13 protein-coding genes, 1 tRNA gene and 1 pseudogene are annotated in these 16,810 nt (G+C 70.9%); 9 read left to right on the plus strand and 6 right to left on the minus strand.

The features are described 5' to 3' along the window. Positions 1–25: 25 nt before the first annotated feature. From ABIE41_RS14225 to ABIE41_RS14235, 3 genes are all read left to right on the plus strand, one after another. Entirely contained in the window at positions 26–2,419 is a 2,394-nt protein-coding gene (locus ABIE41_RS14225; protein WP_192641043.1) for a heavy metal translocating P-type ATPase, read from the plus strand. 34 nt (positions 2,420–2,453) lie between these two features. Then, a tRNA-Gly gene (locus ABIE41_RS14230) sits at positions 2,454–2,527 on the plus strand. A 94-nt stretch (positions 2,528–2,621) separates the two neighbouring features. Then, positions 2,622–3,029: a hypothetical protein gene (locus ABIE41_RS14235; protein WP_192641044.1), complete on the plus strand. Its 408-nt coding sequence runs from the start codon at positions 2,622–2,624 to the stop codon at positions 3,027–3,029. Here ABIE41_RS14235 and ABIE41_RS14240 read toward each other — a convergent pair. The 3 genes from ABIE41_RS14240 to ABIE41_RS14250 are packed head-to-tail and all read right to left on the minus strand — an operon-like array spanning position 3,016 to position 6,566. Further along, positions 3,016–4,803, minus strand: a complete 1,788-nt coding sequence (locus ABIE41_RS14240) for an SUMF1/EgtB/PvdO family nonheme iron enzyme (protein ID WP_192641045.1) — start codon at positions 4,801–4,803, stop codon at positions 3,016–3,018. The two genes, ABIE41_RS14235 and ABIE41_RS14240, sit on opposite strands and share 14 nt — an antisense overlap. A gap of 48 nt (positions 4,804–4,851) precedes the next feature. Continuing rightward, the gene (locus tag ABIE41_RS14245; protein ID WP_192641046.1) at positions 4,852–5,301 is read right to left on the minus strand and encodes a DUF4399 domain-containing protein; all 450 of its coding nucleotides are present in this window, start codon (positions 5,299–5,301) and stop codon (positions 4,852–4,854) included. Further along, positions 5,298–6,566, minus strand: coding sequence for a DUF4399 domain-containing protein (locus ABIE41_RS14250; protein ID WP_354192297.1), 1,269 nt, complete (start codon positions 6,564–6,566; stop codon positions 5,298–5,300). Before ABIE41_RS14250 ends, ABIE41_RS14245 begins: the two co-directional genes overlap by 4 nt. A 206-nt stretch (positions 6,567–6,772) precedes the next feature. Here ABIE41_RS14250 and ABIE41_RS14255 point away from each other — a divergent pair. From ABIE41_RS14255 to ABIE41_RS14280, 6 genes and pseudogenes are all read left to right on the plus strand, one after another. Then, positions 6,773–7,270, plus strand: a pseudogene (locus tag ABIE41_RS14255) (caspase family protein); the annotation flags it as partial. Positions 7,271–7,325: 55 nt separating this feature from the next. Beyond that, positions 7,326–8,267, plus strand: a complete 942-nt coding sequence (locus tag ABIE41_RS14260; RefSeq protein ID WP_354192299.1) for a caspase family protein — start codon at positions 7,326–7,328, stop codon at positions 8,265–8,267. Positions 8,268–8,302: 35 nt separating this feature from the next. Beyond that, positions 8,303–9,493 carry an OmpA family protein gene (locus tag ABIE41_RS14265; protein WP_354192301.1) on the plus strand — a complete coding sequence of 397 codons (1,191 nt, stop codon included), beginning with the start codon at positions 8,303–8,305 and terminating at the stop codon, positions 9,491–9,493. A gap of 106 nt (positions 9,494–9,599) precedes the next feature. Further along, positions 9,600–11,156 carry a methyltransferase domain-containing protein gene (locus ABIE41_RS14270; RefSeq protein WP_192641048.1) on the plus strand — a complete coding sequence of 519 codons (1,557 nt, stop codon included), beginning with the start codon at positions 9,600–9,602 and terminating at the stop codon, positions 11,154–11,156. Between the two features lie 122 nt (positions 11,157–11,278). After that, entirely contained in the window at positions 11,279–12,898 is a 1,620-nt protein-coding gene (locus tag ABIE41_RS14275) for a transglycosylase SLT domain-containing protein (protein ID WP_354192304.1), read from the plus strand. Positions 12,899–12,946: 48 nt separating this feature from the next. After that, the gene (locus ABIE41_RS14280; RefSeq protein WP_192641049.1) at positions 12,947–13,228 is read left to right on the plus strand and encodes a hypothetical protein; all 282 of its coding nucleotides are present in this window, start codon (positions 12,947–12,949) and stop codon (positions 13,226–13,228) included. Positions 13,229–13,258: 30 nt separating this feature from the next. On the opposite strand, the gene ABIE41_RS14285 is transcribed toward ABIE41_RS14280, so the two are convergent. The 3 genes from ABIE41_RS14285 to tagF are packed head-to-tail and all read right to left on the minus strand — an operon-like array spanning position 13,259 to position 16,808. Further along, a complete protein-coding gene (locus tag ABIE41_RS14285; RefSeq protein ID WP_192641050.1) occupies positions 13,259–15,295 on the minus strand; it encodes a serine/threonine-protein kinase in 2,037 nt (678 codons plus the stop codon). Continuing rightward, positions 15,292–16,104 (minus strand): PP2C family protein-serine/threonine phosphatase, encoded by an 813-nt coding sequence (locus tag ABIE41_RS14290; protein WP_192641051.1) that lies wholly within the window; start codon positions 16,102–16,104, stop codon positions 15,292–15,294. The genes ABIE41_RS14285 and ABIE41_RS14290 overlap by 4 nt, the downstream gene beginning before the upstream one ends. Beyond that, the gene (gene tagF, locus ABIE41_RS14295) at positions 16,101–16,808 is read right to left on the minus strand and encodes a type VI secretion system-associated protein TagF (protein ID WP_192641052.1); all 708 of its coding nucleotides are present in this window, start codon (positions 16,806–16,808) and stop codon (positions 16,101–16,103) included. Before tagF ends, ABIE41_RS14290 begins: the two co-directional genes overlap by 4 nt. Positions 16,809–16,810 lie beyond the last annotated feature (2 nt).

Below are 16,810 nucleotides of genomic sequence, written 5' to 3' on the forward strand. Positions count from 1 at the left end.
CGCGATTCACGACGCCCGGTGCCCCATGTCCAGACCCGTTTCCGATCTCGCTACGAAGGCTCCTGAAGCCGTCTCTCCGGCGCCTGCGACCTGCGGGTCCGCCTGCTGCTGCGGACATGATCACGCCCCGCCTGCTGCCGCTACCGCTCCGCACAGCCACGGCCCGGGCTGCGGCCATGATCACGATCACGACCATGCCCATGGTCATCCGCATGCGGCGCAAGCGGCCGACGCACTGCCGGCGGATGAGCCGGGCGCGCTGCTCTGGCAGGTGCATGGCATGGATTGCGGCAACTGCGCCCAGACCATTCGTACGGCGCTGGAGCGCCTGCCGGGCGTCTCGGACATCCGAATCTCCGTGACCAAGGAGACTCTGGCGCTGCGCCTCGACGAGGGGCTGACCCAGCCCGACGCGATCGAGAGCCGCATCGCGACGCTGGGCTACAGGCCGAGCCGGCTCGTGGCGACGCAGGCTGTGTCGCTGCGGCGCGAGGCGCCTTCCACCTGGTGGCGCCAGGCCAAGGGCCGGCTCGCCATCGCCTCGGGCGCGCTGGTCGCGCTGGCCTATCTGGTCGGCGTGTTCGCGCCGGGCTGGCACGACCCGCTGTTCATCGCCGCGGGCCTGCTTGCGGCGGCTCCGGTGGCGCGCCGGGCCATTGTCTCGGCGCGGGCCGGTGCGCCCTTCACCATCGAGATGCTGATGACGATCGCGGTGGCCGGCGCGCTCGTCATCGGTGCGGCGGAGGAGGCGGCCATCGTCGTCTTCCTCTTCTGTGTCGGCGAGGTTCTGGAGGGCGTGGCCGCCGAGAAGGCCCGTTCCGGCATCCGCTCGCTCGCCGCGCTGGTGCCGCAGACCGCCTGGCTCGAGGAGGGCGGCACCGTCCGCGAGGTCCCGGCCGAGAGCCTGCGCATCGGCCAGAGCGTACTGGTGCGCCCGGGCGACCGCATCCCGGCCGACGGCTCCGTGCTGACGGGCACCTCCAGCGTCGACGAGGCGCCCATCACCGGTGAATCGATGCCGAAGGCCAAGGAGCCCGGGTCGGAGGTCTTCGCCGGCACCGTCAATCACGAGGCCGCGCTGACGATCCGTGTCGGCCGGGCGGCGCAGGACACGATGATCGCGCGCATCGTCGCGCTCGTCGCCGAGGCGCAGGACGCCAAGGCGCCGACGGAGCGCTTCATCGACCGCTTCTCGCGGATCTACATGCCCTTCATCGTCGGGCTGTCGCTGCTGGTGGCGGTGCTGCCGCCGCTGCTCGCGGGCGGCGCCTGGGGCGAGTGGATCTATCGCGGGCTCGCTTTGCTGCTGATCGGCTGCCCCTGCGCGCTGGTGATCTCGGTTCCCGCCGCGATCGCCTCCAGCCTGGCCACGGCGGCGCGGCGCGGGCTCCTGATCAAGGGCGGCGCGGTGATCGAGGCGCTGGCGGGCGTCGACACCGTCGCCTTCGACAAGACGGGCACGCTGACGATCGGCCGCCCCGTCGTCACCGATGTCGTGGCGCTGGAGGGCGGTGCGCCGCAGGTTCTTGCGCTGGCGGCGGCGGTCGAGCGGCGCTCCAGCCATCCGCTCGCGGCGGCCATCGTCGCGCGGGCTGAAGCCGAGGCGGTGGCTATCGTCGCGGCGGAGGATGTCGCGGCGGTGCCGGGCAAGGGCATGGCGGGCACGATCGGGGAGGTGGCCGTCTTCGTCGGCGCGCCGCGCCATGCCGCCGCCTGGGCGACCCTGCCGGAGGCGGCCCTTGCGGCGATCGACCGGCTCGAAGGCGAGGGCAAGACTGTCGTCGTCGTGGTCAGCGCGGCGCGGGCGGTCGGGTTGCTCGCGTTGCGCGACGAGCCGCGGCCGGATGCGGCGGCGGCGATCGGCCGGCTCAATGCCATGGGCATCCGCCCGCTGATGCTGACCGGTGACAACCCGCGCGCGGCGGCAGCGGTCGGCGCGGCGCTCGGCGTCGCGGTCACGGCCGGGATGCTGCCCGCCGACAAGGCGAAGGCCGTGGCCGAGCTCGCCCGTAGCGGCCGCGTCGCCATGGTCGGCGACGGCATCAACGATGCGCCGGCGCTCGCCAGCGCGCAGGTCGGCATCGCCATGGGCTCGGGCACGCGTGTCGCGATCGAGGCGGCCGATGCGGCGCTGCTGCATGACCGCGTCGGCGACGTGCCGGCGCTGATCGGGCTGGCGCGGGCGACGATGGCCAATATCCGCCAGAACATCGCGCTGGCGCTCGGCCTGAAGGCGCTGTTCCTCGTCACCACCGTCATCGGTGCGACGGGGCTGTGGGTCGCGATCCTCGCCGATACCGGCGGGACCGTGCTGGTCACGCTCAACGCGCTGCGGCTGCTCGGCTATTTCCGCAGCGAGCCCGCGATGGCGCGCACTGCGACGCCGGAAACGGTGCGGCCCGTGCTCGGAACGGGTTGACTTCCGGCCGCCGCTGGGGAATTTCGAGGGCAGCGCGGGTGTAGCTCAATGGTAGAGCAGCAGCCTTCCAAGCTGAATACCCGGGTTCGATTCCCGGTACCCGCTCCATGTTTCTCCTATTCTCCGCCCAGTCCCGCCGCTGGCTCGCGCAAGCCTTGCCGCATCGCGTCGCCATGCTAGCTTCGATCCGGAGCAGAGGAGCGTGACGCGCTTGATCCGGGGTTGTCTGGCCGTGCTGTGCCTGATCGGTTTCGGGGTCGAGGCGCCGGCGCGCGACCTCGTCGGCCGGTTCGGCTATCTCGGCGAATGGGACGTCACCGCGACGCTCTCCGAGGAGGGGGCGGGGCGTTCGGGCGCCGCCTCCCTGTCGGGCCCGCTGCTGATGAAGCACAATGCGGTCTGCGGGCCCGGCGAAACGCCGGAGAAGAGCGGCCAGATCCGCCTGACCCTGCGCGGCGAGCGCTACAGCGCCGAGATGACGCTGGCGGGCGCCTCCTGCCGTTTCTCCGGCACGCTCTCGCAGGAGCGCCACAGCTTCGTCGCCTGCGGCGGCGAGCAGGCCATTCCGCTGCGCCTGTGGTTCCGGGAGGCCGGCTCTAGGGCTCCCTGACGACCCGGAAGCCGTTGGTGAAGAAGCGCACATCGGCCTCGTATTTGAAGCGGGCGGCCGAGCGCAGATAGCGCGGATCGTTGTTGAAGGAGCCGCCGCGCAGCACGCGCTCGCGGCAACCCGGCGCTGTGAAGGCGCTGCCGTCGCGTGGCGTCGTGCGGTAGCTGTCGCTCCAGCAATCGGCGACCCATTCGGCGGCGTTGCCGGCCATGTCGAAGAGCCCGAAGCCGTTGGGCGGGAACTGGCCGGTCTCGACCGCCTGCCGACGCGTCGGCTCGTTGCAGCCGACGCAGTTGGCGCGCTCCTTCACCAGCGTCGCCCCCCAGGGATAGGTCGTGCTCGTGCCGCCGCGCGCGGCATACTCCCACTCCGCCTCGCTCGGCAGGCGGTAGCGCTTGCCGGTGCGGGTCGAGAGCCAGGCGAGATAGGCGTTGGCGTCGTTCCAGTGGATGTCCGTCACAGGGCGCTTGCCGCGGCCGAGCCCGCGGTCGTTCGGGCGGTGGCTGCAGCCGCCCTGGTCGACGCAGGCATCCCATTCGTCGAAGGTGACCTCGCGCACGCCGATGTGGAAGCCGTCGCGGATCGTCACCGTGTGGACCGGCTTCTCGAATTCGTAGAGCTCGTTGGCGCCCATCTCGAAGCTGCCGGGGCGGATCGCGACGAGCTCCGGGCAGTCGTCGCAGTCGCGCACGGTGCGGGCCGCGGGTGTGGCCGCCGGCGGGGCAGGCGCGCGCGGCGGCTCGCGCAGGGAGGCGACCGGTGGCGCCGGCTGGGGCGTCGGTGCGGGAGGCGTGGCGGCGGCGTTCTGGCGCGCCGCGAATTGCTGTTCGCGGGTGCGGGCGAGCGAAGCGAAGCGCCCATCCGGATAGGCGTTGAGATAGGCGCGGTACTCGGCCGGGTTCTCGCTGGAGCGGATCGACTCCCAGAAGGCGAGCTCATAGGCGTCCTGCCTCGCGGCGGGCGATTCCGGCGGCGGCAGCGGGATGACGGCGCGGTTGGTCTGCGCGATCTGCGCCGGACGAGCCACCGGCGTGACGATGAGGCCGGCCGGCGGCTCGGAGGAGGTCCAGATCTGCTGGGCGCGGCGGGTCTGTCTTGCCACGGCGTCTCGGGTGCGGGCCAAGGCGGCCTGCATGTCGAGGCCGGGCGTGCGGATCGCCTTGACCCACTCGTCCACGGCCGGATTGCCGCGGTCGGCGACGGTGCGGCCCGGCGCCGTGGTGAACATCACGCTGATCGCATCCATCCGCTCGATGGCGAGCAGGCCCTTGGCGGGGCCGGCGATCTCCGCCTGCCAGGGGTTTTCGCGGCTGGCGTCGAGGACGACCAAGGCGCTGGAGGGCCGGGCCACGATCAGCGCATCGAGCAGCAGGTCGAGATCGACCGCCGCGCGGGCGATGTCGGCGGCCGAACGCAGGCGCGGATCGACGGGGACGAGGAAGTTGCGGCCGCGCTGCTGGACCGCATGGCCGGCATAGAACACGACCGCCTGCGCGCCGCGCCCGAGCCTGGCGGAGAAAGCCGCGATGGCATCCTGCAAGGCGGCGCCGGTGGCGTCCTCGGCGGTGACAACATCGAAGCCGCCCTCTCGGAGCGCCTCGGCCACGGCGCGGGCATCGGCCGCCACACCGGCCACAGGCGCCGTCGCATAGCCCCCATTGCCGATGACGAGGCCGACGCGCCGGGCGCCCGCATCCCCGGACTGGGCGAGGCCGGCGGTGCCCGACAGCAGCAGGGCGCCGATCGCCAGGGCCAGGCCGCGCCACCAGGACATGCTGTTCCTCATTTCCCTCCCGAGGCCCTTCAACCGCACCGGCACGACTCAGCGGACATGGATCGTGATCTTGCGCGACATCACCGGCGGGTCATGCGGCACGTGGTTATGGTCTCCCAGCAGCAGCTGCAAGGTGTGCCGCCCCTTGGGCAGGGTCACCACCACCTCGCTCTGGCCGTTGCCGAGATGGATGTTGTTGTAGTCGGACGGAATGGGCTGGTCGGGCGGACCGGGCTCGGTGTTGATCAAGAGATGGTGATGGCCGGTATTCGCCCATTCGGTGCCGGCGGGCGCGAGGCCCATCTCCTTCAGCCCCATCCGGACGGTAAAGCGCTCGGGGACGCGCAGCCCATCCAGCGGATAATGGAAATAGACCTCCGCCCCCTTCGGCGCGGGCTGACGGCCCGAGCCCGACTGCGCGAGCGCCGGGGACGCCGCGAGCAGGGCCGAAGCGGCGAGGAGGGCAGCGAGGCTCCGGATCAGGCGTGACGGGTTCATCGCCGCTTCTCCGGGCGCCTGCCGCCGGGCGCAACCGTCACCCGGATGCGTTCGGATACGATCGGCGGATCATGCGGCACATGGTTCTCGTCGGTGAAGACCAGCTGCAGCGTATGCTCGCCGCGGGGCAGGGTGATGCGTCGCTCGGTCTGCCCGCCGCCGAGATGGATGTGGTTGAGATCGGCGGGGATCGCCTCGTCGAGCGGCGGCGTCGGCGCGTTGACGATGAGATGGTGATGGCCCGTATTTGGTTTGGCGACGCCGGCCGGAGCGACGCCCATGTTGCGCAGCCCGAAGCGGACGGTGGTGTTCGGGAAGATCACGTCGCCATCGCGCGGATAGATGAAATAGACGGCGGCGTCGGGCGGGGCAGGGGTCAGGACGGGCTTGCCGTCGGCCCGCGTCGCGGGTCGTGCCACCGTCGCCACCTGCTCCCCCTCGACGACCCGCACCCGGATGCGCGGGGACATCAGCGGCGGATCATGCGGAACGTGATCGTGGTCGCCCATCAGCAGCTGCAGCGTGTGCTCGCCCGGCGGCAGTGTGATCTCCGCCTCGGTCTGGCCGCGCCCGAAATGGACATGGTTGAAGTCGCTCGGAATCTCGTGGTCCAGTGGCGGCAGCTCGGTGTCGATCAGCAGGTGGTGATGGCCACCATTGGGATGCTTGGTGCCGGCCGGGGACAGCACGACCCCCTCCGCGCCGAAGCGGATGATCGAGCGCGAGGGAATGGTGGCGCCGTCGACCAGATCGACGAAGAACACGCGTGCTCCCTGGGGCGCTGCGACGCGCGGCTTCTCCTCCGCCTCCTCAATGATCTCGACGGTGATGCGCGGCGACATCACCGGTGGGTCGTGGGGCACATGATCGTGATCGGCGAAGAGCAGCTGCAGCGTATGGCGCCCCGGCGGCAGCACGACCTCGATCTCGGTCTGGCCGCTGCCGAGATGGAGATGGTTGAAGTCGCTCGGAATCGGCTGGTCGAGCGGCGGCAGCTCGGTGTCGATCAGGATGTGGTGATGGCCGGCATTGGCCTGCTTCTGCCCGGCGGGGGCGACCTCCATGCCCGACAGCGCGAAACGGACGAGAAACTTGCCCGGCAGGCGGGCGCCCTCCGCAATGCCGATGAAGCCGAGCCTCGCATCGGCCGGAGCCTTGCTCCGCGGCCGGGCCGCCTCCTGGGCGAGAGCGGACGGGGCGTACGCGGCAGCGACGGCCGCCAGCATCAGCAGCACCGACAGGATGCCGAGCCGAACCCTGTGCACCAGCCCTGATCTCCTGCGCCCCCGAAGCCTGCGGAGGCTAACAGCGCAGGGGGGTTGCGGCAAGCCAAATAGCCTTTTCCTCAACGGTTTGGGCCGGGTTCCAGAGGGCTCGTCGCGGCCGGGGCGTCTGGATTTCCGGCGGCATCTCGGCTAGATTGACGCCGGGAAAGGGCCGCATGAACCTGATCGCCAGAGTCTCCCTGCTGATGGGCCTTGCTTGGCTGCTGCTGGTGCATCCGGCGGCGGCCACGGCGGAGCGTCGCGTCGCGCTGGTCATCGGCAATTCCGGCTATGCCAATGCGCCTGTCCTGTCGAACACGGTCAACGATGCGCAAGACATGGCGGTAGCCCTGCGCCGGATCGGTTTCGAGGTCGTCGACGGCGTCAATCTCGACAAGCGCGGCATGGACCAGGCGGTGACGCGCTTCGCGCGGCTGGCGCAGGATGCCGACGCCGCGATGTTCTACTATGCCGGCCACGGCCTGCAGTTCAACGGCGAGAACTTCCTCGTGCCGGTCGAGGCGCGGGTGGAGGATGAGATCGGCGTGCAATACGAGACGACCCGGCTCAACGACGTCCTGACGGCCCTGAACTTCTCCAAGGGCGTCAAGATCATGGTGCTCGACGCCTGCCGCAACAATCCCTTCGTCACCCAGCTCGCCCGGCGCCAGGGCACCCGCAGCTTCGCCGTCGGCACCGGTCTGGCGCCCGTCGCCCGCGCGCAGGGCATGGTGATCGCTTATGCCACCCAGGCGAACGATGTCCGCCGCCGACGGCACGGGCCGCAACAGCCCGTTCACGGCGGCGCTGGTGCGCGAGATCGAGCAGCCGGGGCTGGAGGTCGCGACGCTGTTCCGGCGTGTGCAGAAGAGCGTCTACGACGCCACCAACGGCCGCCAGACACCGGAACTGTCGCTCTCGCTGCTTGGCGATTTCTACCTAAACCGCTCGGAGACCGATAGCGACGTCTGGAGCCGGATCCGCACCAGCGAGGACCCGGCCGTCTATCACGACTTCATCGGCCGCTATCCGACCAGCTTCTTCACCATCGATGCGCGCACGCGGCTCGACCTGATCGAGCGTCGTGCGGGAGAGGCCAAGGAGCGCGAGCTGCTGGCCCGGGAATTCGCCGAGCGCGAGCGAGCCCTGCTCGAGCGCGTCGAGCGGGCCGAGCGCGTCCGCCAGCAGGCGGCGACGGATCTGGCCCGCCGCCAGAGCGAGAGCGGCCCCGATCTCGCCTCGGCGCCCGGTACGCGTCCCGCGACGCCGGTTGCGGGCACGATCCGGCCGGTTCCGATTCCCGCGCCCCAGGAGCAGGCCGAGCGGCAGCGCCTCTCCGACGAGGTAGCCCGTCGCGAGCGCGAGCTCGCCTCGCTGGAAACCGAGAAGCGCCGGCTGGCCGACGAGCGGGTGGTGCTGGAGCAGGCCATGGCGGCGCGGATGGGCACGCTGACGATGTCGGCGCCCGCCGAGCCGGTCTCGCCCTCGCTCCTGCCGTCGGCCGCGCCGGCCGAGCGCTCCCTTGGCGAGCGTGCAGCGGCCGAGCGTGCCGTCGTGGCACCCGGCAACACCGCACGGACCCAGCCCGCTCGGGCACCGGCGGGGCGGCCCAGCGCGGCGACCTGCAGTGAGATCCTGCTGCGGGCCCAGCTCGGCGAACTGACCCCGCAGGCCAAGGAGCAGTTGCAGCTGTGCCGCTGATCCCGCGATCCCGGCCCATCGCCGCAGGTGATATCATGACGAATGATCGGCGCGCAGCGGCAGCCCGGTGGCTGCGCTCGCTCCTGGCGGCGATTTGCCTCGCCGGCGCCGCGGGCGCCGCCTCGGCCCAGCCTGCGCCGCCGACGCCGGTTCCGTTCCCCGAGGCGCTGCAGCGCGCCGCGGCGGATCTCTTCTCCAAGGCGGCGATCCAGGGCGACCGCATCGAGCTGGTGATCGATCCGCTCATCGACGCCGCTTCCGGCGCGCAATCGGTCGCCACCCGGGCGATGCAGCAGCGGCTGATCGAGATCGTCCAGGCCTCTCATCCGCGCTTCGTCGTCCAACCCTTCACGCCGGAGGTGCTGGCGCGCGACCCGGTGGTGCTCGTCGGCACCTTCACCGCGATCAGCCAGGCCGGTAACGAGGCTCCGCCGGACGTCTTCCGCATCTGCCTGAGCCTCGCCGATCTGAAGTCCCGCACCGTGGTGTCCAAGGGCGTTGCGCGGGTGACCCCCGAAGCCGTCGACGTGACGCCGACGCCCTATTTCCGGGACACGCCGGTCTGGGCCAAGGACCAAGCGACCGAAGCCTATGTGAAGACCTGCCAGGGCACGCAGGTCGGCGGGCGGCTCGAGCCGGCCTATATCGACCGTCTCGGCGCCAATGCGCTGATCCAGGACGGCATCACCGAGTATGAGGCGCAGCGCTTCCGCGAGGCGCTGGCCTTCTACCGGACCGCGCGAAAGCTGCCGGGGGGCGACCAGCATCGCGTGCGCGTCGGAACCTATCTCGCCAATGCCAAGCTCGGCCGGCGCGACGATGCGGTCGAGGCCTTCGGCGATCTCGTCGATTACGGGCTCGGCACCGAGCAGCTTTCCGTTCGGCTGCTGTTCCGGCCGGGCTCGACCCAGTTCATCGACAATCCGCAGACGACCGAGCCCTATCCGATGTGGCTGAGCCAGATCGCGACCCGGGTGAAGCAGAAGAACGCCTGTCTCGAGATCGTTGGGCATACCTCGCGCACCGGCACGCCGCATCTCAACGAGCGGCTCTCGGTCGCCCGCGCGCAGTTCATCATGGACCTGCTGCTGACCGGCATGCCCGACGGCCGCAGCCGGATGATCGCGACCGGGCGGGGCTACCGCGACAATCTCGTCGGCACCGGCAAGGACGACGCCAGCGACGCGCTCGACCGACGCGTCGAGTTCAAGGTCATCGGCTGCTGAGCGGCCGGTCCGCAGGCATGGCGCCCCTCCTTCGAATGGATGAGGCGCCGCTGGCCCGGCCCTGCTCCCATGCGGCGGACGAGCAGGCGGGAGGCCGATGGCGAGAATGACCGAGACAGCCATCAATCCCTATGATGCCGTCGCCTATCCCGGCCACGCCTTTGCGCAGACCCATCCGGCGCGGCTGGCGACCATCGCGCATCTCCATGGGCTGGAAGCGGCGTCACCGCACCGGATGCGGGTGCTCGAACTCGGCTGCGGGCGTGGCGGCAACCTGCTGCCGATGGCGGCGCAGTATCCGCAGAGCGATTTCGTCGGGCTGGATCTGAGCGGCAGCGCCATCGCCCGGGCGCGCACCGCCCAGGCGGAGCTGGGGCTCGGCAACATCGCCTTTCACCACCGCGACATCCTGGAGGTCGGCGAGGAGCTCGGCTCCTTCGACTACATCCTCGTCCACGGTGTCTATTCCTGGGTGCCGGACATCGTGCGCGAGGCGATCCTGGCGGTGTTCGGCCGGCTGCTGACGGCGCGGGGAATCGCCTATGTCAGCTACAACGCCTTGCCGGGCTGCCGGCTGCGCGATCTCGCGCGCGACGTCATGCTCTATGCCACGCGCGACGTGCACGAGCCCGAGGAGCGCGTGCGCGTCGCGCGGGCTGCGCTTGCGGCCTTCGCGGAGGCCAGCGATGGCGAGACGTTTCATGGCGCGTCCCTGCGGCAGCGGCTGCGCCAGCTCGCCGACACGCCCGACAATGTGCTCTATCACGACGATCTCAATCCCGGCGCGCGCGCCTTCGCACTGCATGAGGTGCTCGATGCAGCGGCGCGGCACGGGCTGCAGTTCCTGGCGGAGGCCTCCTTCCCCAACCAGTTCGGCGCGGCGAAGGGGCCTGCCCAGGCCATGCTGGCCGGCATTCCGGTCGAGGACGCCGTGCATCGCGAGCAGACGCTCGACCTGCTGATCGGCCGCGCCTTCCGCGAAACGCTGCTCTGCCGGCAGGATATCGTGCTGAGGCGCGGGATCGGGCGCAGCTCGCTCCAGCCTTATCACCTCGCCGCCAGCACCCGTCTGGTCGAGCCGGGCGAAGGCGAGGATGCCCGGCCGGGTGTCGATCGCTTCGAGTTCGACGAGGGCATCCGGCTCTCGGTCGACCTGCCGCTCTGCAAGGCGGTGCTGCGCCGCCTTGGGCAGGCCTGGCCGGCCAGCATCGCCTTCGAGCGGCTCGTCGCGCTGGCGGTCGCGGATGTCGGGGCCGAAACGGGGTCTGACCCGGCCGGGGAGATCGGACGGCTGGAGGACGCGCTGCTCGCGATCTTCCGGGCAGGTCTGCTCGATGTCCGGTTGGAGGCGCCACCGCTAACGACGACGGTCTCCGAGCGGCCGCTGGCCAGCCCGCTGGCGCGCTGGCAGGCGACGACGGCGCGCGAGGTCACCGATCTGCGCCACCGCATGGTCGCGCTCGACGGCGTCATCGTGCGCAAATTCGTCTGCCTCCTCGACGGCACCCGCGACGAGGCCCGTCTGCTGGCGGATCTCAACGCCTTCCTCGACGAGGCGCACGGCTCCGGCGCCGATGTCGGAAACCTGCTGCGGCGGGCGACGGAGGAGGAGATTGCGGTCCATCTCAAGGATGTCGCCCGGCTGGGCCTGCTGCAGGCGTGACCGGCGCGGCCCGCCATTGTCGTGAGGGCGGGCGGGCTCTAATCTGCCGCTGCGGCAGCGGTGCGGCCGATGGGGCCGGGGGCTGCACGGGACGATCCGGGGGGCCGGCCGGATGAGGGCCGATGGGTGAGCGCTTCAGGCAGTTCCAGGCGGCCTATCCCGAAGAGGCCTGCCTCGAGGCGCTGATGCGCGCGCGCCATGGCGCCAGCGTCCTGACCTGCCCGGCCTGTGGCCGGCCCAGCCGCTTTGCACCGCGCCCGAAGCTGCGCGCCTTCGCCTGCGAGCATTGCAACTACATGCTCCAGCCCGGTGCCGGCACGGTGCTCGACAACCGCCGCACACCGCTGCAGCTCTGGTTCTTCGCGCTGCGGTTGATGGCGGAGGAGGGCGCCAAGGGCGCCGTCGGCGTTCTCGAGCGCGAGGCCGGCGTGCCCGCCCTGACGGCCAAGCGGCTGATCGGGGACCTTTCGGCCCTGACCGGGAAGGCGCCGGACTGGTTCGAGCCGCTGCGCCGCCGCGTGGCCGGGGAGGTTGCACAGCCTGCGGCGGTACCGGGCGGTGCTGCCGGGACGCAGGCGCCGTCGGGAGGTTCGACCTCCGCGACACCCGCACCCGCCTCTGTGCCATCCCCGACGCGCCGGCGACCCGGGCCAATGCCGCTGATCGCGCTGGCGGCCGGCATTGCCTGCCTCGTGGCGGCCGTGCTCGCCGTCGCCCTGGCGAAACTGCGCCAGGAGGAGGCGCCGCCCGATCCGGAGATGGTGGCGGTCCTGAGCGCGCCCCCGCTGCAGACGGCGGCGCTGCCCTCGCTCGTCATCTCCTCGGTCGAGAGCGACCTGGAAGCGGCGCGCGAGGCAACAGAGTTCGCGCTCAAGGCCGATCCCAGCCTGGCGCAGATTCGCGAGCAGGCGGCGCCGCCGGAAATCCCGGTCGTGCCGCTCGCGCTGCCGCCGGCCAACATCCTGCTGGTGCCGCCCAAGCTGCCGGGGTTGCCTGCGGGCGCGGCACCGTCGCGCATTCCGCAAGCGCCGATCACGAGCGGCGGCGACCCCGAGCAGTTGCTGACCTTCGGGCCGATCCGGATCCGGCGGCATCTGGTCGAGACCATCGTGCGCGCCGGCAAGGTCGTGGGTGCCGATCCGACGCTGCTGATGGCGGTGGCGGACAAGGAATCGTCCTTCTCGACCTCGGTGCAGGCCAAGACCTCCTCCGCGACTGGGCTCTACCAGTTCATCGAGCAAACCTGGCTCGGCGTCGTCAGCGAGTTCGGGGCCAGGCACGGGCTGGCGGCGGAGGCGAAGCTGATCGGCCGCAACGGCCGGCAGTTCTTCGTGGCGGATGCGGCCGAGCGCCAGCGCATCCTCGATCTCAGGCGCGAGCCCTATCTCTCGGCGCTGCTGGCGGGCGAAATGCTGAAGCGGGACACGCTGCGGCTGGAAAAAGCGATGGGGCGCCATCTCACCGGCGGCGAGATTTACCTGATCCATTTCCTCGGGCCGGACGCCGCCCAGACCTTCATCGAGACAATGGAGGAAACGCCGGACGCCAAGGCGGCCGAGTTGCTGCCGCGGCCCGCCCAGGCAAACCGGCCGATCTTCTATGCGGATGCCGGCGGCGAGACCAAGACGCTGTCGGTCTCGGAGGTTCACCGCAAGTTCAACGAGATGATCAAGCTCAGGCTCGACCGCTACAAGGCCGTGCGACCGGGCGCTCCTGCGGCGGTGGAGCGGGCAAAGAAGTAGAGGGGCGGGACGCCCGTCCCGCCAACAACCGGAGAGGGAGAGCAGGACATGGCGACGAACCGTTTCGAGCAGGTCGACGAGCCGCAGCCGGACGCGATCACGCTCAGCCTCAGCGCGGGCGATGGGGAAACCCGCGGGCGGATCGCTTGCCCGGCGGATCTGGCGGGCGGCCATCTTGTCAATGACTTCCTCAGCGATCCTCTGCCGCCGGTTGAGGCCTTCCGCGCCGCGGTCCGGCTCGCCAACGAGATCCGGGCGCCGATCGTGGTCGAGGATCCGCAGGGCCTCTGGCAGGAGGAGTGGGGCGTGCTCTATCGCGAGGCGGAGTAACGAGCAGACCGACGCTGCCCGCTCCTCTGGTCAGTCGATCCGGAAGTAGCGCACGCCGAGCCCGAGCGGGGCGCCCTGGCGTGCCACATCCTGCTTCAGGCTGGCGAAGAAATCTGTCGAGGGCGTCGGGTTGGGGCCCGACAGGGCCGGCAGCGGCGCGGCGCTGACGAAGGTCAGGACGGTCTGGGGCCGCGGGCCGCCGCCGGCCGATTCCAGCTTGAGATTGAAGGTTGCGCGTCGTCCGTCGCGGCGCAGATAACTGCCGAGATTGTAGACTAGGCCATCGTCCCCGATCAGCACGACGGCGACGTTGCGGCCGCCGTCATTGTCGATGGTGCCGCTCAGCACATCGCCGCTCTTCATGTTGAAGGCGTTGATCTGCAGCCGCGGCGTGCGATCGATGTTGTCGCCCAGCGCACGCAGGAAATCCGCCATCGGGCATTGCGCCGCCGTGATCGGCCGCAGATGGATCTGCGCCTCGAAGCCCTGTGCCGCCTTGAAGGCGCTGTCGAAGGCGACGAAGGGCTCGGTCGCGTTGCCGAAGCCCTCGAGCACCGCGCGTGTCGCCGTGAGTTCGGTGGGCCAGAGGAAGACGCAAGGTCCGCCATTATAGGTCGCGATGTAGTTCTGGATGCGGTCCAGCGGCGAGCGCGGCGGCTGGGCCGGGTCGGGACGGCTGGCAGGCAGCGGAGCCTGCACCGCCGGAGGACGGGAGGGTTCCGGTGTCGGCTGCGGCAGGCGCGGGTCGGGCGGGCTGACCGGGGGCGGTGTGGGCGTCGCGATCGCGACCTGGGGATTGGGCTGCGGCGCCGGGGGCTGCGGGGGCACTTGGGGAGGCCGCTGTGTCGCGGCGCCGCCAGCTGGCTCACTCAGGGCCGGCGGCGGGTTTGCGGGCGCGGCCGGCGCCGTTGGCGAGGGTGCGGGCGCGAGCGGCGTCGTGACCGTGGCGGGCACCGGCACGGTGGGTGTGGGCACGGCGGGCGGTTCGACCAGATCCGGCACCCTTGGCTGGCCCGGCGTCGGGGAAGGGGGCTGGGCCGCCGTGTCGCTGCGGTTCTCGGTGAGGGCCGGCGGCGCGGCGCCGCCAGGCTTCGGCCTGTCGTTCAGCAGCGTCCAGCCATAGAAGCCGCCGCCCGCGAGGAGTGCGAGCGCAGCGATGCCGGCGACGAGCCGCGTGGAGGAGCCGCCGCCCCCTGCCGCCTTGGCGGGGGTGCTCGGCGGCTGCCAGGAGGCGACCTCGGACATGTCGGCGAAGCGGTCGGCCGGATCGGGCGCCAGCATGCGCGCGAGCAGCGGGCGGATGCGCGCATCGATCGCTGACAGGTCGGGGAGGCGGCGGCGCTTGTCGAGGATCTGGACCTGGCTGCCGCCCATGTCGAGCGGCTTGCCGGCCAGCGCCTCGGCCAGCACGAGCGCGAAGCTGTACATGTCGGAGCGGCCGGTGACATCGCCGCCAAAGAGCCCGAGCTGCTCGGGCGAGACGTAGTTGTATTTGCCGGCGAAGCCGGAGCCGATCACCGTGCCCTCGCCCAGGATGCTGGAGCGGGCGATGCCGAAATCGATGATCTTGGCGCGGGCGATGCTGCCGCCGGGCAGGATGATATTGTCGGGCGAGACGTCGCGGTGGACGATGCCCAGCAGATGGGCGGCATGGAGCCCGGGCGCGATGCGTCGGCGCAGGAGGTCGACCTCGTCGACGCTCAGCGGCGCTTCCTTGATCCGCTCCGAGAGCGGCTGCCCGTCGACGAACTCCATCGCCAGATAGGGCGATTGCGTGCCGGGATCGATGGTGAAGACGTAATAGCGGACGATGGCCTCGTTATAGAGGTTGTGCAGGGCGGCGGCCTCGCGCCGGAACAGGGCCAGTGCGGCCTCGTCGCGCGCGAGCTCCGGGCGGATCATCTTGATCGCCACCGCATCGCCCGTCTGGATGGCGCGGCCCTTGTAGACCTCACCCATGCCGCCGACCGCGATCAGCCGCTCGACCTCGTAGATGCCGTTCAGCGTCGTCCCGACGGAGACGGCGCCGGCCCGGGGAGCGAAGACGGTGCGCTCGGAGTCGCTCATGGCGTGTCGGTTTCCTGCATGCGCATATTCGGCATCCACCGCGTCGTCCGGTTCTCCCTGCGGGTATAGCGCATGACGATCACCGTGACATTGTCGCGCGCGCCGCGCTGGAGCGTGAGCTGCAGCAGGCCGTTGCAGGCCTGCTGGGCGCCGGCCTCCTCGACCGTCGCCAGGATCTCGTCCTCCGCGACATGCTCGGTCAGCCCGTCCGAGCAGAGCACGAAGACGTCACCATCCTCGATCTCGCCGCTGTCGAGGTCGAGCTCCGGCTGGTCGTGGACGCCGATTGCCCGCGTGATGACGTGGCGTCGCGGCGAGAGCTTCGCCTCGGCGGGGGTGAGAACGCCGCGCTCGACGAGATCCTGGACCTCGGTGTGATCGCGCGACAATTGTAGGATCTGACCGGCACGGACGAGATAGATCCGGCTGTCGCCGCACCAGACGCAGGCGAAATGGCGCTCATGGACGAGCAGTACCGCCAGCGTCGAGCCCATCGGGGCGCCATTGCCCTCGGCGATGTGGCGGCGCAGATCGGCATTGGCCTGCAGCACGCCGGCCTCCAGCCGCGCCAGCAGATCGGGCGCCGACTGCGTCGGGCCGATGCTTTCGATCGCGTGCGCGACGGTGGCGCTGGCGAGCGCACCGTTCTCGTGGCCGCCCATGCCGTCGGCCACCGCCCAGATCCCGAACTCCGGCCGGACGACCAGATTGTCCTCATTGGCGCTGCGCACGCGCCCGACATGGCTGACGGCGCCGGTCTCGAAGGGCAGCGCCGCCCGGCCGAGATCGTTCTGCCCGAGATCGCTCATGATGCGGCCCGCCCCGGTTCGAGGAACGTGTCGAAACGGCCGGTCAGCAGCCCGGCGAAGAGGTGAGGGTCCGGCAGGCCGTGCCCCACGAGCGCGAGCGGCTCGAAATTCTCGCCGCCCACGGTCCAGAAGCAGGTCGCATGGGCATAGGCGCGGGCATGGTCCTCGACACGCAGCGCGGCGAGCCGGGCGGGGAAGCCGGCCGCATCCAGCGCCGTGACGATGGTGCCGTCCGGGAGGCGCACCATCTCCTCAGGCGGCAGCGCCAGCAGCGCGTCATTGGGGACGGCCAGCTGCGCCAGACGTTCCGAGACGGCCTCGAAGCTCGCTCCCGGATCGAGCGCCTGCAGCAGAAAGTCCTCGACCCCGGCATACCAGGCGTCCTGCGGGTCGAGCTCGGGATGGGGGATCGCACCGCCGGGCTGCGCCAGCGCGAAGACGGTGAGCGGGAAATACCGGCCGACGCCGTCGACGGAGGGCATGAAGGCCCCGGCGACGGCCTGCCCGCACAGGCCCTGGCCGAGCCAGAAACGCCAGATCGGCGCGTTGAGGAAGGCCTCCTGCCAGCCGCCAGCCAGTGCGAGGCGGCTCGCGGTCAGCCCGCCCTGAAGCCAGGTCTCGTAGACCTTGAGGAAGCCAGCCGGGGCGTTGACCGCGATGAAGTCGCGCTTGGCCGGCAGCTTCCCGAACAGGCCGCAGCTCATCG

The organism is Bosea sp. OAE506, assembly GCF_040546595.1.
GTDB lineage: Bacteria > Pseudomonadota > Alphaproteobacteria > Rhizobiales > Beijerinckiaceae > Allobosea.